Source organism: Cupriavidus sp. GA3-3 (assembly GCF_000389805.1).
Taxonomy (GTDB): Bacteria; Pseudomonadota; Gammaproteobacteria; order Burkholderiales; family Burkholderiaceae; genus Cupriavidus; species Cupriavidus necator_D.
This window is the reverse complement of record NZ_KB944460.1, coordinates 535457-550093: the sequence shown is the minus strand read 5'-3', so window position 1 is coordinate 550093 and position 14637 is coordinate 535457. Positions and strand designations below refer to the sequence as shown.

Below are 14637 nucleotides of genomic sequence, written 5' to 3'. Positions count from 1 at the left end.
ATCGGTTGTTCACGTCTCTGTCTCCTTGATTTTTATGGCTACCTTGCCCACCACCTGGCGGGATTCCAGCGCGGCCAGGGCGTCGTCCAGGCCGGTGATCGGATAGACCGCGGATACGGTCGGCTCCAGCTTGCCCCGCGCGGCCCAATCGAACAGCGTCGCCATGACCTCCTGCAGCGCCGTTGCATGCTCGGCCCGCTCGTTGGCGGGCGTCCAGCCGATGTAGCGGCCAAAGAAGAACCCGTGCAGCGTGAGGTTCTTGACCAGCAGCAGGTTGACCGGGGCCTGCGGGATGGTGCCGCTGGCAAAGCCGATGCTGAGGATGCGCGCGTTCGCCGCCGCCGCACGCAGGGCCTGGTTGAACAGGTCGCCGCCGACCGGGTCCACCACTACGTCCGCGCCACGGCCGTGCGTCAGCGCCTTGACCGATGCCGCCAGGTCCGCCGGGGCCAGCGCGTGCGTGGCGCCGCGCCGCAGCGCGTCGGCACGCTTGGCCTCGGTGCTGGCGCAGGCGATGACGGTGGCGCCGAGCTGGCGCGCAATTTCCACGGCAGCCAGGCCGACACCGGCCCCGGCGCCAAGCACCAGCACCGTGTCATTCGGGCGCAGCGCGCAGCGCCACACCAGCCCGCAATACGCCGTGCCATAGGAAATCGGGATCGGCAGCGCGGCCTTTGACGGCAGCGCATCCGGGACGCGGTAGACGGTGTACTCGGGCACGGTGACCTGTTCGGCAAAGCAGCCCCAGTCCGCGATCGCCACCACCCGGTCGCCGGGACGCAGCCGCGTGCACGCGTCACCGCAGGCCACCACGCGGCCGACCGCTTCGGTACCGGGCACGAAGGGCAACGGGGGCCGGCGCTGGTACTGGCCGGCGATCATCAGGCCGGTGGCGTGGCTGACGCTGGCGTACTCGACGGCAATCGTGACCGCATGCGGGTCGGCCAGCACCGGTTCCGGGATGGCCTGCAGCGCCACGTCCTGCACGCCGCCGAACTGCTTGCAGACAAGCGCCTTCATTGCACACCTGCCTTGGCCGCGGGGGCCGTCGCCTGTCGCACCACACCCTGCTGCAGCCATGCGTCGATGGCCTGCTGGCCGAAGCCGGCCTCGCGCAGGACCTGCACGGTATGTTCGCCGTTGGCCGGCGCCGGGCCGGCATCCCGGCGCATGTCGCGCGCCGGGATGCCGGCGAAGGGCAGCGGTCCGAGCCCCGGCTGCGCGATCGTCTGGAAGGTCTGCCGGTGTGCCGCCTGCGGGTGCGCCAGCACGTCGTCATAGCTGCGCACCGGGGCATGCAGCACGTCGTGCCGGCTGAGGATGTCTTGCCATTGCGCGGTCGTGCGCGTGGCGATCTGCTCGGCCACCTGCTGGTTCAGCAGCGCGGCGTGGGCCATGCGCGCGGCATTGTCGGCAAAGCGCGGGTCTTCCAGCCAGCCGGTGCGGTCCAGCGCATGGCATAGCTTGGCGAACTGCGCGTTGTTCAGCGCCAGCAGCGTCACGCTGCCGTCGCTGCTGGCATAGACGCCATTGGGCGCGCTCACCGGGCCGGCGGCCGTCGGACCACCGATGGCATGCTCGAGCAGGTTGTTGGCCTGCAGCGCACAGCAGGCATCGAACAGGTTCAGCTCGACATGGCCGCCGAGCCCGCTGCGAAAACGCCGGCACAGCGCCGCGGCGCAGGCCTGGGCGGCATAGAGGCCGGTGGCGGCGTCGGCGAGCAGCATGCCGATGCGGCGCGCGCCACCGTCGGCGCCACGGTTGGCGAACATCAGCCCGGAGTCGGCCTGCATCACCGAGTCCGAAGCCGGATAGTCGGCATAGGGACCATCCGGGCCATAGCCGCTGATCGACACATAGATCAGCGCTGGCCGCTGCGCGGCCAGCGCCGCATAGCCCACGCCCAGCCGTTCCGCCACTTGAGGGCGGAAGTTCTGCACGACGATGTCCGCCTGCAGCGCAAGGCCGAGCAGCACCTCCTTGCCGGCGTCAGTGGTGGCGTCGATGCAGGCGCTGCGCTTGCCGGCGTTATAGGCGATCGCCAGCGCGCTGGTATCGCCGCGCACGACCCCGACCTTGCGGCCCCAGTCGCCCGCGGGCGGCTCGACCTTGACGATTCCAGCGCCTTGCTGCCACAGGATGTGCGCGCAATACGGGCCGGCAATGCCCTGGCTGATGTCGAGCACGCGCAGGCCGGCGAAAGGCAGGTCGGTGTCGGACAGGTCGGAAGCGGGCAGTGCGGACATGGCGTTCGAAAGGTGGGTAAGCAGGAGGTTTATGCTAGGGTTGGCTTCCTGCCAGGACAATCCCTCGATTTGTGCCTACGGTGTTGACTCATGATTGACAATAATTTCGATCTCAACCTGGTGCGGCTGTTCGTGACCATGGTCGAGTCGCGCACGCTGACCGCCGCCGCGGAGCGCAGCGGCATGACCCGCTCCAACGTATCGCGCCGCCTGAAATTACTGGAGCAGCACCTGGGCGCCCAGTTGATGCGCCGCACCACGCGCCATGTCGAACTGACCGAGGCGGGCCAGTTGCTGTACGCGCATGGCTTGCGCATGCTGGACGAACTGCAGTCGGCCAATACCTCGATCGACAGCCTTGGCCAGGTGGTGCGCGGCGACGTGCGTATTCGCCTGCCCACGGGACTGGGTCATCTCTACCTGACCCCATTGCTGCTGGAATTCGCGCGCAACTACCCGCAGATTTCGCTGCGCGTCGTCATCAACGACAACATTGGCGACCTGATCCCGGCCGAGGTCGACGTGGCGCTGAAGATCACCTCGCAGCCGCCCGATGACCACGTGGCGAGGCGCATCTGCGATGTCGGCTGGTGCCTGTGCGCGTCGGCCTCGTTCCTGGACAGCCACGGGCCGATCCGGACCGTGGCCGACCTGGAGCGCTGCGACATGATTGCCCCGGCATCGCTGGGGCGCCGCTTTACGCTGAAGGTATGGCTGGCGGGCACGCCGATGACGCTGCGCGTGTCGCCCCGGATCCAGTCAGGCGACTATCCGTTCCTGTTCGAGTCGGTGATGGGCGGGCTGGGCGTGGCGCTGCTGCCGCGCTATGCGGTCTGGCGGCAACTGCAGTCCGGACAGATGCGCGAGGTGCTGGCCGAGTGCGAAGCCGAAGGCGTGGGCGACAGTGTCTACATGCTGACCGCGCCAAACCGCTATCCCACGCTGGCAACGCGAACGCTGATGGACTTTATCCGCCTGCACCTGGAGCGGCAGGCAGAGAACTGGGGGCGCCGCAACCTGCCTGCGGCAACGGCCAATGAAAGCCGTGCCGCCCCGGCGTCCTGACCGATGGGGCGGCATGGCGGGCACAGCGATTACTTCTCCTGCATCCTGGCGGCCTTGACAATCTCGCCCAGCCGCTTGCGCTCCGCCTCGACAAACTTCACGAAGTCCGCACGCGTGCCGCCGACCGGTTCGATGCCCACGGCCTTCAGCTTGGCGGCGGCGGCCGGGTCCTTCATGGCCTTGTCCACCGCGGCGGCCACCTTGTCCAGGATGGCGTCGGGCGTCCCCTTGGGGGCATGGACGCCGGCCCAATGCGCGATCTGCAGGTCCGGGAAGCCTTGCTCCACCGCGGTGGAAAGCTGCGGGTAGGCCGAGATGCGCTGCGTCCAGGTGGTGGCGAGCGCCTTGAACTTGCCATCGTGCAGGATATGCGGAAGGGCGATGATGCTGGCCTCGGAGGTTCCTTCCACCTGGCCGCCCAGCACTGCCGTAGTGCTTTCCGACCCGCTCTTGTAGGGCACCGGCTGCAGCTTTGCGCCGTACTTCACATTCAGGATCTCCGCCACGAAGTGCGGGGTGCTGCCGGTCCCCGCGGTCGCGAAGTTGAAACCGTTCCCCTTCTTTGAGGCCTCGACGAAGTCGCGCAGATCCTTGTAGGGCGCGTTCTTCGGCACCACGATGACCGAAGGCGCAAGGCCGATCATGGCCACGGGAACCAGCGCGTCATCCTTGAACGGCATTGACTTCTTGATCATGCTGTTGGAGATGACGCCGGCTGCGCTGATCAGGAAGGTATAGCCATCCGGCGCGCTCTTGGCCACGATGTCGGCGCCCACGGTGCCGCCCGCGCCGGGCCGGTTCTCGATCAGCACGGTCTGGCCCAGCGCCTTGGTTGCGCCCTCGGCCGCGGCGCGCGCCATCAGGTCATTGGCGCCGCCGGCGGCAAAGGGCACGACAAAGCGGATCGTCTTTGCTGGCCACTGTTCTTGTGCGCAAGCCGGGGCCGCCGCGATGAGGGCTGCCGTTGCCAACAGGCCCAGGGTGAATCGGTTTTTAATGGTCAAGGCATGTCTCCGTTCTTGGGTAGGGGTATGAGCGCCGGCGGCGGGCGCCGGCTATGGCGCCGTCACTCACCTGCGCCATCGGCGGCAGATCTGCGATTCCCGCCCTGCCTGCCATGACGCGATTATCCCATTCGACCAATACTGTCGGAGCTTGCGCTTCTCATATCAAGCAAGCGGCAATGGCGCAGGGCCAGGCGTGGTTCAGGTTCTCAGCAGACTGCAGACTTCGCCATGGCCTGGCCGTGCTTGCGCCGGCCCGTCGGCGCCCTGTTGCTATTCGGCGCCCAGCCCGCGACGCGCACGCCGCGAGTAGTAGGCAAAGGTGGCTTCGAACCGCTTTTGGGTGCTGACCCAGCGCTGCGCTTCGCAGCCCAGATCGTGCGGGATCGGCTGGATCGGGCCCGCCGCCATGGCCAGCAGTTGCAGCCGGGCGGCACGCTCGAACATCACACCCAGTACGCAGGCTTCTTCCACCGTGGCACCGGCCACCAGCAGGCCGTGGTGGGACAACAGGATGGCCTTCTTGTCACCAAGGGCTCCCGAGATGATTTCTCCCTCTTCATTGCCGACAGGAATGCCAGGCCATTTCTCAAGGAACGCGCACTGGTCGTAGAGCACGCACGTGTCCATATGCGAAATGACCAGCGGCACCTCCAGCATCGCCAGCGCCGAGGCGTGCGGCGCGTGCGAATGGACAATGCAGTTCAGGTCCGGACGCGCACGGTAGAGCCAGGAATGGAAGCGGTTGGCCGGGTTCGGCATGCCGCTGCCTTCCAGGACTTCCAGGTCTTCGTTGACGAGCAGCAGGTTGTCGGACGTGATTTCGTCGAAGCCCAGACCCAGGCGCTGGGTCCAGTAGGTGCCAGGCTGTTCTGCGCGCGCGGTGATCTGGCCTGAGAGGCCGGAGTCGTGCCCGAAGGCGAACAGGATCCGGCAGGTTTCGGCTACTGCCTCGCGCAGCGGCATTTTCTGCGTGCGCAGTTCCATCTGGATTTTCTGGAGCGAGGCGGCGACGATTTCGCTCTTGCTCAGTTGCATGGTGCTGGCCATGGGATTTTCCTTTCGTTGTGCTGGAGAAGGGGAGCTTTCAGTCCGCGTTACCTGGTCTTGTTGTCAGCCTTGAGCAAGGCCGACCAGCGCTGGTCTTCTTCTTTGATCAGCTTGCGGAATTGTTCGGGCGACGATGACATCGGTTCAGTGCCCTGTGCCATCAGCGTGGCCTTGAACTTGGGGTTCGATACCACGCCGGCAATGGCTGTGTTGAGCTTCTTCACGATGGCGGCATCAAGGCCGGCAGGCGCAATCAGGCCTGCCACCGAACCGGACACGATGGTCGGCAGGCCCAGTTCCGGTGTCGCCGGCACGTCCGGCGCGGTGGCCAGCCGCCGCGGATTGGCAACGGCCAACGCCCGCAGCTTGCCGGAGGCGACGAATGGCATCACCTGCGGCGTGGCCTCGAATGTCATGTTGACCTGCCCCGAGACAACGTTGGTCACCGATTCAGCGCCGCTCTTGAACGGTACGTGCAGGAATTCGGCCCGGGCCGCGTCCTGCAGCACGCGCATGCCCTGGTACGGCGAGCTGCCGACGCCTGCGGTGCCTACGCTGACGGCGCCGGGCTGGCGTTGCGCGAGCTTGATCAGTTCGGGCAGCGTCCTGGCCGGGACGTCGGCGCCGACCACCACCAGATGGGGCGTGGAACCGACGAGCGAGATATAGGTGAAGTCCTTCGCGCTATCAAAGCTGACCTTGACGTCCGTATGCGGATTGACCGCAAGGACGCCCACGGTGGCAAACATCAGTGTGTAGCCATCGGGCCGGGCACGACGTACGAAATCTGCCGCGATGTTGCCGCCCGCGCCGGGGCGGTTTTCCACGACGATCGACTGGCCAAGCTGTTCAGACAGGGCCTTGCCGGTGGCGCGTGCCACCAGGTCAGTGATGCCGCCGGCGCCGAATGGCACCACCAGCGTAATGGGACGATCCGGATAGCCGGCCGCGTGGGCAGCAGGCAAACCACTGAGGAAGAGGGTGACAAACAGGGCTGCTGCACCTGCGAGATGGGGGCGCTTGGGACTCACTTGCATGCTCCTTCGGGGGCGGGTGGGGAAACAAGTGTGTCTATAATGACACCGAAGTGTCATTTAGGCAAACCGAGTTGCCGATGTGTCGTGCCGACCTTACAATCCGAGCCGACCCATGCGCCTGTCCGGGCGCTTCTAACCAGTGACTGCGGATGATCAGGAAGCAAGAATCGGGCGCTCCGGCCGCTCTTTCGACCATCGCCGAACGGCTGGCGGCACTGCGCAAGCTCAACGGGCTGACGCTTGAGGAACTGGCGCAACGGGCATCGCTGACCAAGAGCTACCTGTCCAAGCTGGAGCGCGGCCTGTCGTCGCCGACCATCGGTACGGTGCTCAAGCTGGCCGAGGCCCTCGACGTGACCGTCGACCAGCTGATCGCCAAGCCGCAGCGCGGCAATGAGATCCTGCTGGTCAAGGCCGCGGACCGGGTTCCGTTCAGCCCGTCCGCCGAGCGCCAGGGCTATACCTACGAAGCCATTGCCACGGAGCGCGTGGACAAGGCGATGCAGCCCTTCGTCATGGTGCCGCCGTTCACGCTGGCACAAGACCAGCCAATGGCCAGCCATGCCGGCGAAGAGCTGATCTTCGTCGTATCGGGCGAGATGGAGGTGCTGTTCGATGACCGCACGGTACGGATGCGGGCTGGCGACTCGCTGTATTTCAACGCATCGATCCCGCATCGCTCGCGCTCGATTGGCAAGACCCTGGCACAGGCGCTGGTGGTAGTCAGCGACCGGAAGAGGGTGGGGTAGCGCGTGGTTTGCCACGCCATGGAATCTTCTGATCACGAGTTCGCGCTTTCACAACCGTGCAGGCAAGCGCCCCGATCCGGTGATTGCACCGGGACCGCGGACATGGCGGCCTGTGCTGAATGCCGCCCTGCCCGCGATCCGGCCCTCAGGCCTCAGGCGCGCTCGATCATGCGCAACACCGACGCGGCCAGGGCGCCATCGGCATCGCCCAGCAGGTCGACCGCGTCGAAATGATGGCCGCGCTCCTGCACCACCACCTGCACGTCAAAGCCGCATTCGCCCAGCAGCGCCTGGTATTCGCGCTGCAGCCGGTGGTACTCCGGCGACTCATCCCCGCCAACGGTCAGGATCATGGGCAATTTCACTCGTGGAACATGATGAATCGGGCTGTAGCTGGCGACATCCGCCTCGGTCAGGCCGACCACCTTGTTGAGATAGCACAGGCGGATAGGTTCCAGGTCATACAGGCCGCTGATCGCGCATCCGCCCTTGAGCACGTCAGCGGGGAGGCCGAACGACTCCCAATCGGTTCCTGCCAGCGTGGCGGTGAGATGTCCGCCGGCTGAGTGGCCGGATACATAGATGCGGTTCGCATCGAACCCCAGTTCGGCCGCATTGCCGTGGAGCCATGCCACGGCGTCGCGATTATCGCGGACGATCTCGGCCATCCCGACCTCCGGGGCGAGCCGGTAGTTCACCACGGCGACGTTGATGTCGTGCTTCAGGTACGGGGCGGCAACGTGGCTGAAGTCCGACTTGTCCAGCGATTGCCAGTAGCCGCCATGAATGAAGACGAGCAACGGACGGCTCCTGGTGGCTGCGGGAAAGAAGTCCAGCGCCTGCTTGGCGTCCAGGCCATACGCAAGGTTCTCCTTTACGGGATGGGCGCGACGGAATGCGGCGCTGGTGTTCTCCCATCCCTTGAAGATGTCCTGGAACCCGGGAATTCCCGCCCTGACGTTGTACTGCTTGTCCAGTTCTTCCTGATTGAAGTTTCGATACACTGACATTACTTTTGGCTCCAGACTGTGGGACCGATGCCTCGATTCCATTTGATCGTTGCGACGCATTTGGCGTCCGGCCAAAGATACGTATCGGCGTGTGGCTGCGCGCGCCCCTGGATGACAACGACTATCGCAAAGACGCCATGTTTGGAAAGAGCGAAAACCGGGATGACTACCAGGCGATAGACCGGCGAGTGGGCGGGATGGCGCGCAAGCTGAAGGACGGCTTCTATATCTCCGCGCATTCCCACCCGCGTGGCCAGCTGATCTACGCCTATGTGGGCGCTATCCTGGTGACCACCGATTTCGGCTCCTGGGTGGTGCCGCCTCAACGCGCGGTCTGGGTTCCGTGCAACGTCGAGCACGCCATGCAGGCCTGCGGCGATGTGGAAATGCGCACGGTCTATATTCGCGCTGATGCCATTCCTGATGAGTTGCGCAACTGTTGTGTCGTCGCTGTGCCGCCGCTGCTGCGCGAACTGATATCGGCCGCCGTGCGCATGCCGCTGGACTATGACGAAAGCGGCCGCGACGGCCTGGTGGTGCAGCTTCTGCTGCAGGAACTGCGCCCGCTTTCCGTGGTGCCGCTGCATCTGCCGATGCCCAAGGACCCTCGGCTGAGCAAGATCTGCGCAAAGATCCTCGAGGACCCTGCCGATGAGACTTCCGTGGCGGCGTGGAGCCGTTCGGTCGGCGCCAGCGAGCGCACCATCATCCGCCTGTTTCCCGAAGAAACGGGCATGACCTACAGCCGCTGGAAGCAGCAGGCCCGGCTGATGGCCGCGGTACGCCTGCTTGCCGAGGGCTGCCATGTCACGGACATCGCGCTGCAACTTGGCTATGAGAGTCCAAGTGCCTTCAGTGCCATGTTCAGGCGTGCGCTGGGCATGACGCCGACCGAATACTTCAGGGACATGGCTGGCGACTAGGCGCCAGCCGGCAGGTTGGCGTCTGCGCGACATCAACTGGCGTCGCCACGCGAATCTAAGGCTTAACCGTGCGGCACAGTCGTGGTGTCGGCGGAGGCCCGCACCGTGCTCACTTCGCCGACACTTTTTCAAGTCGAGGAGTCAGTATGTCAGTGATGGATCGTATCCAGGCTGCCGGCATTGTCTTGCCTGCCACGGAATTTCCCAAAGCGCACTATGTCCCTTACACCCTGCACCATGGTTTGCTGACGGTGTCGGGGCAGTTGCCGCTTCAGGACGGCAAGCCGGTCTTCGTCGGCAAGGTCCCGGGCGCAGTCACCGTCGAAGCGGCACAGCAGGCCGCGCGGTTGTGCCTGGCCAACCTGCTGGGTTGGGTGGCGGCAGCGACCGATGGGGATTTCGAACGAATCCGGGGCATCGTCCGCGTTGGAGGCTATGTTGCGGCGGAGCCGGGTTTCCATGATGCGCCGCTGGTGATCAATGCAGCGTCGGAATTGCTGAACCGGATCTTTGAAGAGAGAGGGCGCCATGCCCGCCTGGCGCTCGGCGTGGCGTGCCTTCCCTTCGGTGCCCCGGTGGAGATCGAGGCGACATTTGCGCTGGACGCGTAGGCGATGGGCACCGCGAAAAAGGCGGGGTACGCCGACGTCCTGGTCGGACTGCAATATGGCGATGAGGGGAAGGCGCGGGTCGTCGATCACCTCGCCGGCGAGTACGAGGTGATTGCGCGCTTCAACGGCGGCGCGAACGCCGGGCATACCATCGCCACGCCTGACGGAACCTTGCGGCTACGGCAGGTCCCCTCCGGGGTGCTGCATCCCGGCGTTGCGCTCTACATCGGCTCAGGCTGCGTGATCGGGTTGCAGCAACTGGCAGCCGAAATCGAGATGCTCGCGGCGCAGGGGATCGATCTGGGCGGGCGGTTGACGATCAGTGACAGGTGTCCGGTCGTCCAGCCTCTCCATGTCCTGGCCGATCGCCACGATGGCGCCCAGATTGGCACCACCGGCAACGGCATCGGCCCGTGTTATGCGGATCTCGCGACCCGCGTGCGGGGAGGGGAGCGATCTTCGTTTCAGCTCCGCGACCTGGTGGTTGACGGGAGCCGGGTGTTCGAGCAGATGATGCGGCTGGCCGTGCAGCGCGACGGCGACGGCGAGGGTCTTGTGGCCGTGGTGAACGCGATGCGCCAGGCGTGGAAGGTGGTTGAGCCGTTCGTGACGGACGATCCGGTCGCGCTCTTGCGGCGGGTCGAAGCGGGTGCCAATGTGCTCTTCGAGGGCGCGCAGTCCGTCATGCTCGATGTGGTGCAGGGCGTTCAGCCTTGGGTCACGTCCAGCCATACGATGCCTTCTTACGCGTATGTGGGTGGCGACCTCCCATGCAAGTATCACCGCAAGACCATCGGCGTCGCCAAGGCGATCGTATCCCGGGTCGGCAGCGGGCCGTTGCCAACCGAACTTGGCGCAGGGCGATCCGAGGCCTATTGCGCCGATGCGGCGCGGGAGGGCCGCGGCGGGGCCGACGAGGCGGCCAGGCTGGATCCGCTGGCTTTGCTCGCCGAAGCGGACGAATTCTCCATCGGCGTGGCGATCCGGATGCTGTCGAATGAGTACGGCACCGGAACCGGCCGGCCACGGCGGGTAGGGCTGCTTGACGTGGCGCAGCTCCGGCTTGCTGTACGGCAATGCGGGGTTGACGAGGTGTATCTGAACAAGTGCGACAGCCTGGCGGCCTTTGACCGCACGCGCGAGCGCTGCATCCCGGTCGTTGCCGGCGCCACTGACACCGGTGGCCAGCGCGTGGTGCGGTTTCCTGCCTTTGCCGAAGACACCATCCCGAGGGATGCCACTTCCCCCCTGCCTCCGCAACTGGAAGCCCTGCTTGAATGGCTGGCGGATGCCATTGGCCGGCCCTTGCGCGGAATTGGTTTGGGGCCCGGACGCGCGCAGATGCGGCATTTTCAGAACCATCAGCAGACGAGACCATGACGACCACGACACCCGCCTACCTTCACAACGAAATGCGCCGGACCGACCTGGCCTGGACCGACTGGCCGGCCATCGAGGCCTTCCTCCGGAACGAGCTGATCTGCCGGGTCGCGGTGCATGACACACCCTATCCCTACATTACCGCGCAGAGCTTTACCTTCACCGGCGACGCCTTCCTGATCCACAGTTCCAGATTCGGAAAGCTGGCCTCGGCGATTCGGGCGAATCCCCTGGTCACGATCGAGGTCGACCGGCCCGTGGCCTTGCTGAAGGCACCGAAGGGACAGAATACAAGCCTCGAGTACTACAGCGCCATCGCGCGATGCGAAGTCAGGCTGCGTGACAGTGCCGACGAGGTGCGTGCCCACCAGTACCAGGCGCTGGACAAGTTCCGGCCCGAGAAAGACTACTCGCCGATCGAGGACGGCGCAGCCAGCCAGATCGTTGCCTATCGCTGCGAGATTCGTGAGATGAGCGCGAAGAAACGCATTCTTGCCGATGGACAGTACTCGCCACCGGGTCAGCCGAAAGCGCCGTACCTGCGCTATCCCTTCCAGTCCGGTGCCACGCTGTCCGGCTTGCCGCCGGAGGCATTCGATCCCCACAGGTTTGCTTCCAGGTGAGTCAGGCCATCGCGCGACATGAAGAGGTGCTCCGGCACCTCTTTTTTTGGTTCAACGAGGAATTCCGGGGAACGCCGCCTTGATCTTTAGGAAGAAGTAGTCCTCGACACGGTAGCCGTAGGCTCGGCGCTTGATGACTTTGATGGTGTTGTTGATGCCCTCAACGACGCTTGTGTTCAGCGGGTACCGGCATCACGCGCTATACGATGCCCGAGCGAACTGTTACGCCTTCCTGTGAGCGGAGAGGTGAACATTCGGATATCCGCATATTCTGATTTGACGCCTTCATTGCATGCTGCACTGCAAGTGTCGAACAAATCGGAGACACGATTTCACAGCGCGGTCGGCCGTCTCAGTTCGACCCATCGCGGTCGATCGGACTTCAGGAAACAGACATTCGATCATTTGATCCTCGAACGCGCCGAACAGGTCAAAATGCTCTATTCGTCATTACGCACGGCGCGCTGCTGATACGAAAACGTATTGGCGAACACCGAGTCGACATCTATGAGTTGTCCAATCGTGCTTCCCGCACGTAGCCGGTCCTGGAGAATGTGCTCTGTTTCCAGTAGCTCCTCGGCCTTGCCAATGATCTCTTCGCAGCGGGCGAACGGCACCACCACTACACCGTTTTCATCCGCCACAACGATATCGCCTGGTGAGACCGGTACGCCGCCGCACTGAACGGGAACGTTCACTTCACCGTAACCGGCGATGGCCGCAACATTGGGCACGATACCGCGGCACACGACCGGAAACCGAAGTCGGCGAATTTCCGGCACATCGCGGCAGGCTCCGTCGATAACTGCAGCGATAACGCCACGATTTAGCGCGGACAACGTCATGTTCTCCCCCCAGAACGCGGTGCTAGCCGACGTATGTGCGTCAATCACGATGACGTCGCCCGGTTCGCTAACGTCAATAGCCTTGAACGGCGCCGCGAGGTCCGACGCAAGCGCCCTGGCCGTGACTGCGGTGCCCACAAAGGAAAGAGGTTCGAAGATGGGCCGAAGGGAAGCCGACATCGCGCCGAATCGGCCCATACAGTCGGACAACGCACACGTCACGGAGTCGTACGATGCGATTAGCTCTCGATATCGACCTATCAGCTCGCTTGAAGGACGCACCACAGCAGGAATGATCATTTCAATCTCCCTTGGTGAATGGATCGTCAGCCGATAATAGACCAATGGAGTTTCGCTGGTAGCGACAGCGACCGAAGACCGAACCCCTTGACCAACGGGTGGCGCGCTTGAATGACGGTTTTCGGGAAACTCCTCTGATGACCGTTATTGGCCGAACTCGGCCGTCGGACCAGTGGCCTTCCCCGGAAATCGGCGATGAACCTTTTTTTTTTGGCCCACGCGACCCGCGGCAATTGGCTTGGCACCTGCGAGACAGACCTTGGCGTTCCCGCGCGCGTCGCGGCTGCGTCTCCACGCGACAGTAGCAGGCGATATCGCATCGATGCGTTATCGCCTGCCGCCAGTGCCCAAGAGCGCTGGCACTGGAACTACTGGAGACAAGATGAAGCTTACCTCTCTCGAGCTGATGCGCGTGCGCACCGGCGACCGGCTGGAACGGCTACCCGTATGCGGGTATCACCGCCTTCTGTTTGCCATCATTGCGCTGGCATTCTTTTTCGATAACCTCGACCTGGCCATGATGACGTATCTGCTGGGATCGATTCGGACGGAATTCGGGTTGACCGCAGCGCAGGCCGGCATGCTCGGCAGCGCCAGCTTCGTCGGCATGGCCACTGGCGCGATCAGCTCCGGGGTGCTGGCGGACAAGTTCGGCCGCAAGCCGGTCTTCCAGGTCAGCATGATCATCTGGGGCGTGGGCAGCTATCTTTGCTCCACCGCGAACGGTCCCATGGAGCTGGGTGCGTATCGGCTGTTGCTCGGGCTCGGCATGGGCATGGAGCTGCCATTGGCGCAGACGCTGATGTCGGAATTCATTCCCGCGCGCCAGCGCGGCAAGTACCTGGCGCTGATGGACGGAAACTGGCCGATCGCCTTCATTTGCGCTGGGCTGATGTCGTACTACGTGCTGAGCGCCTACACCTGGCGCACGATGTTCCTGCTCGGCGCGGTCCCGGCGCTATTCCTGATCGTAGTCCGCCGCTTTGTGCCCGAGTCCCCGCGCTGGCTGGAGTCGCAGGGACGCCATGCCGAAGCGGCCGACATTGTCGACCGTATCGAGCAATCGGTCATGCGGCGGATGAAGCTCGATGCGTTGCCGGAAGTCACGCCGGCGGCAGCGGCGGCGGAGCCGGCCACATCGGGCCTGCGCGTGCTCTGGTCCCGCGAGTACCGTAGTCGGACCTTGACCGTATGGGGCCTGTGGTTCTTCGCCCTGCTGGGGTTCTACGGCCTCAATACCTGGATTGGCGCGTTGCTGCAGCAATCGGGCCTCGGGGTAACCAAATCCGTGCTGTACACGGTGTATATCTCAATCGGCGGCATTCCCGGCTTTCTCTGGGCCGCATGGGCGGTGGAGCGCTGGGGGCGCAAGCCAGCATGCGTGGCGACTCTGGTGGGCGGGGCGTGCATGGTGTTTATCTACGGCAGGGTCGCCGGGTCCAGTCCCGACCCCATGGCGCTCTTCCTTTCCGGCGGCATGATGCAGTTCTTCATGTTCGGCATGTGGGCAGTGCTCTATACCTATACGCCGGAACTGTATCCCACGCGGGCGCGCGCTTCAGGTTGCGGGATGGCGTCGACGGTCGGGCGGATCGGATCGCTGCTGGGTCCGGCGTTGGTGGGGCTGGTTCTGCCCGTTGCCGGCCAGGCTGGAGTGTTCTGCCTTGGCGCGCTGTGTTTCCTTGCTGCGGCCGGCATCGTGTTCCGGTTCGGCATCGAGACCCGTGGCAGAGCGCTGGAGACCATTGCTGACTAATACCGCCCCTAGCGATGCATGCGCCCGGGCCCGGCAGC

The 14637-nt window shown here is 64.6% G+C and carries 14 protein-coding genes and 1 pseudogene; 7 read left to right on the top strand and 8 right to left on the bottom strand.

Going from position 1 to position 14637, the window contains the following annotated elements:
- Positions 1-9 precede the first annotated feature (9 nt).
- Both C265_RS02500 and C265_RS02495 read right to left on the bottom strand, forming a co-directional pair.
- Positions 10-1020, bottom strand: a complete 1011-nt coding sequence (locus C265_RS02500) for an NADPH:quinone oxidoreductase family protein (RefSeq protein WP_010812754.1) — start codon at positions 1018-1020, stop codon at positions 10-12.
- Positions 1017-2246, bottom strand: a complete 1230-nt coding sequence (locus tag C265_RS02495; protein WP_010812755.1) for a CaiB/BaiF CoA-transferase family protein — start codon at positions 2244-2246, stop codon at positions 1017-1019. Before C265_RS02495 ends, C265_RS02500 begins: the two co-directional genes overlap by 4 nt.
- Before the next feature lie 90 nt (positions 2247-2336).
- On the opposite strand from C265_RS02495, the gene C265_RS02490 reads away from it, so the two are divergent.
- On the top strand, positions 2337-3311 hold the full coding sequence (locus tag C265_RS02490; protein WP_010812756.1) for a LysR family transcriptional regulator: 975 nt from the start codon (positions 2337-2339) through the stop codon (positions 3309-3311).
- Positions 3312-3340: 29 nt separating this feature from the next.
- Here the strand turns inward: C265_RS02490 and C265_RS02485 are convergent, their stop codons facing one another.
- From C265_RS02485 to C265_RS02475, 3 genes are all read right to left on the bottom strand, one after another.
- A complete protein-coding gene (locus tag C265_RS02485) occupies positions 3341-4315 on the bottom strand; it encodes a tripartite tricarboxylate transporter substrate binding protein (RefSeq protein WP_011617586.1) in 975 nt (324 codons plus the stop codon).
- Between the two features lie 273 nt (positions 4316-4588).
- Positions 4589-5365 (bottom strand): aldolase, encoded by a 777-nt coding sequence (locus C265_RS02480; protein WP_010812758.1) that lies wholly within the window; start codon positions 5363-5365, stop codon positions 4589-4591.
- 47 nt (positions 5366-5412) lie between these two features.
- Positions 5413-6402, bottom strand: a complete 990-nt coding sequence (locus tag C265_RS02475; protein ID WP_011617585.1) for a tripartite tricarboxylate transporter substrate binding protein — start codon at positions 6400-6402, stop codon at positions 5413-5415.
- Between the two features lie 149 nt (positions 6403-6551).
- Between C265_RS02475 and C265_RS02470 the strand changes: the two genes are divergently transcribed.
- Positions 6552-7151 (top strand): helix-turn-helix domain-containing protein, encoded by a 600-nt coding sequence (locus C265_RS02470; protein ID WP_010812760.1) that lies wholly within the window; start codon positions 6552-6554, stop codon positions 7149-7151.
- A gap of 152 nt (positions 7152-7303) precedes the next feature.
- Here C265_RS02470 and C265_RS02465 read toward each other — a convergent pair whose 3' ends face one another.
- Entirely contained in the window at positions 7304-8161 is an 858-nt protein-coding gene (locus C265_RS02465) for an alpha/beta hydrolase (protein WP_010812761.1), read from the bottom strand.
- A gap of 137 nt (positions 8162-8298) precedes the next feature.
- On the opposite strand from C265_RS02465, the gene C265_RS02460 reads away from it, so the two are divergent.
- The 4 genes from C265_RS02460 to C265_RS02445 all read left to right on the top strand — a co-directional run bounded on the left by C265_RS02460 (position 8299) and on the right by C265_RS02445 (position 11698).
- Complete coding sequence (locus C265_RS02460; protein ID WP_011617583.1) at positions 8299-9084, top strand: helix-turn-helix domain-containing protein; 786 nt, start codon at positions 8299-8301, stop codon at positions 9082-9084.
- A 146-nt stretch (positions 9085-9230) separates the two neighbouring features.
- Complete coding sequence (locus C265_RS02455; protein WP_052181584.1) at positions 9231-9695, top strand: RidA family protein; 465 nt, start codon at positions 9231-9233, stop codon at positions 9693-9695.
- 3 nt (positions 9696-9698) lie between these two features.
- Positions 9699-11075 (top strand): adenylosuccinate synthetase, encoded by a 1377-nt coding sequence (locus C265_RS02450; RefSeq protein ID WP_010812764.1) that lies wholly within the window; start codon positions 9699-9701, stop codon positions 11073-11075.
- Positions 11072-11698, top strand: coding sequence for a pyridoxamine 5'-phosphate oxidase family protein (locus tag C265_RS02445; RefSeq protein WP_010812765.1), 627 nt, complete (start codon positions 11072-11074; stop codon positions 11696-11698). The genes C265_RS02450 and C265_RS02445 overlap by 4 nt, the downstream gene beginning before the upstream one ends.
- Positions 11699-11749: 51 nt before the next feature.
- Here the strand turns inward: C265_RS02445 and C265_RS31170 are convergent.
- Both C265_RS31170 and C265_RS02440 read right to left on the bottom strand, forming a co-directional pair.
- A pseudogene (locus C265_RS31170) lies at positions 11750-11890 on the bottom strand (transposase); the annotation flags it as partial.
- A gap of 248 nt (positions 11891-12138) precedes the next feature.
- A complete protein-coding gene (locus tag C265_RS02440) occupies positions 12139-12843 on the bottom strand; it encodes an RraA family protein (protein WP_010812766.1) in 705 nt (234 codons plus the stop codon).
- 382 nt (positions 12844-13225) lie between these two features.
- Here C265_RS02440 and C265_RS02435 point away from each other — a divergent pair, with 382 nt between their 5' ends.
- Positions 13226-14599 carry an MFS transporter gene (locus tag C265_RS02435; RefSeq protein WP_010812767.1) on the top strand — a complete coding sequence of 458 codons (1374 nt, stop codon included), beginning with the start codon at positions 13226-13228 and terminating at the stop codon, positions 14597-14599.
- Positions 14600-14637 lie beyond the last annotated feature (38 nt).

What these genes read in the sequence shown, in the direction of transcription:
- C265_RS02500 (WP_010812754.1), bottom strand. Translation starts at nt 1,020, where the DNA reads ATGAAGGCGCTTGTCTGCAAGCAGTTCGGCGGCGTGCAGGACGTGGCG.
- C265_RS02495 (WP_010812755.1), bottom strand. Translation starts at nt 2,246, where the DNA reads ATGTCCGCACTGCCCGCTTCCGACCTGTCCGACACCGACCTGCCTTTC.
- C265_RS02490 (WP_010812756.1), top strand. Translation starts at nt 2,337, where the DNA reads ATGATTGACAATAATTTCGATCTCAACCTGGTGCGGCTGTTCGTGACC.
- C265_RS02480 (WP_010812758.1), bottom strand. Translation starts at nt 5,365, where the DNA reads ATGGCCAGCACCATGCAACTGAGCAAGAGCGAAATCGTCGCCGCCTCG.
- C265_RS02475 (WP_011617585.1), bottom strand. Translation starts at nt 6,402, where the DNA reads ATGCAAGTGAGTCCCAAGCGCCCCCATCTCGCAGGTGCAGCAGCCCTG.
- C265_RS02470 (WP_010812760.1), top strand. Translation starts at nt 6,552, where the DNA reads ATGATCAGGAAGCAAGAATCGGGCGCTCCGGCCGCTCTTTCGACCATC.
- C265_RS02465 (WP_010812761.1), bottom strand. Translation starts at nt 8,161, where the DNA reads ATGTCAGTGTATCGAAACTTCAATCAGGAAGAACTGGACAAGCAGTAC.
- C265_RS02460 (WP_011617583.1), top strand. Translation starts at nt 8,299, where the DNA reads ATGTTTGGAAAGAGCGAAAACCGGGATGACTACCAGGCGATAGACCGG.
- C265_RS02455 (WP_052181584.1), top strand. Translation starts at nt 9,231, where the DNA reads ATGTCAGTGATGGATCGTATCCAGGCTGCCGGCATTGTCTTGCCTGCC.
- C265_RS02450 (WP_010812764.1), top strand. Translation starts at nt 9,699, where the DNA reads ATGGGCACCGCGAAAAAGGCGGGGTACGCCGACGTCCTGGTCGGACTG.
- C265_RS02445 (WP_010812765.1), top strand. Translation starts at nt 11,072, where the DNA reads ATGACGACCACGACACCCGCCTACCTTCACAACGAAATGCGCCGGACC.
- C265_RS02440 (WP_010812766.1), bottom strand. Translation starts at nt 12,843, where the DNA reads ATGATCATTCCTGCTGTGGTGCGTCCTTCAAGCGAGCTGATAGGTCGA.
- C265_RS02435 (WP_010812767.1), top strand. Translation starts at nt 13,226, where the DNA reads ATGAAGCTTACCTCTCTCGAGCTGATGCGCGTGCGCACCGGCGACCGG.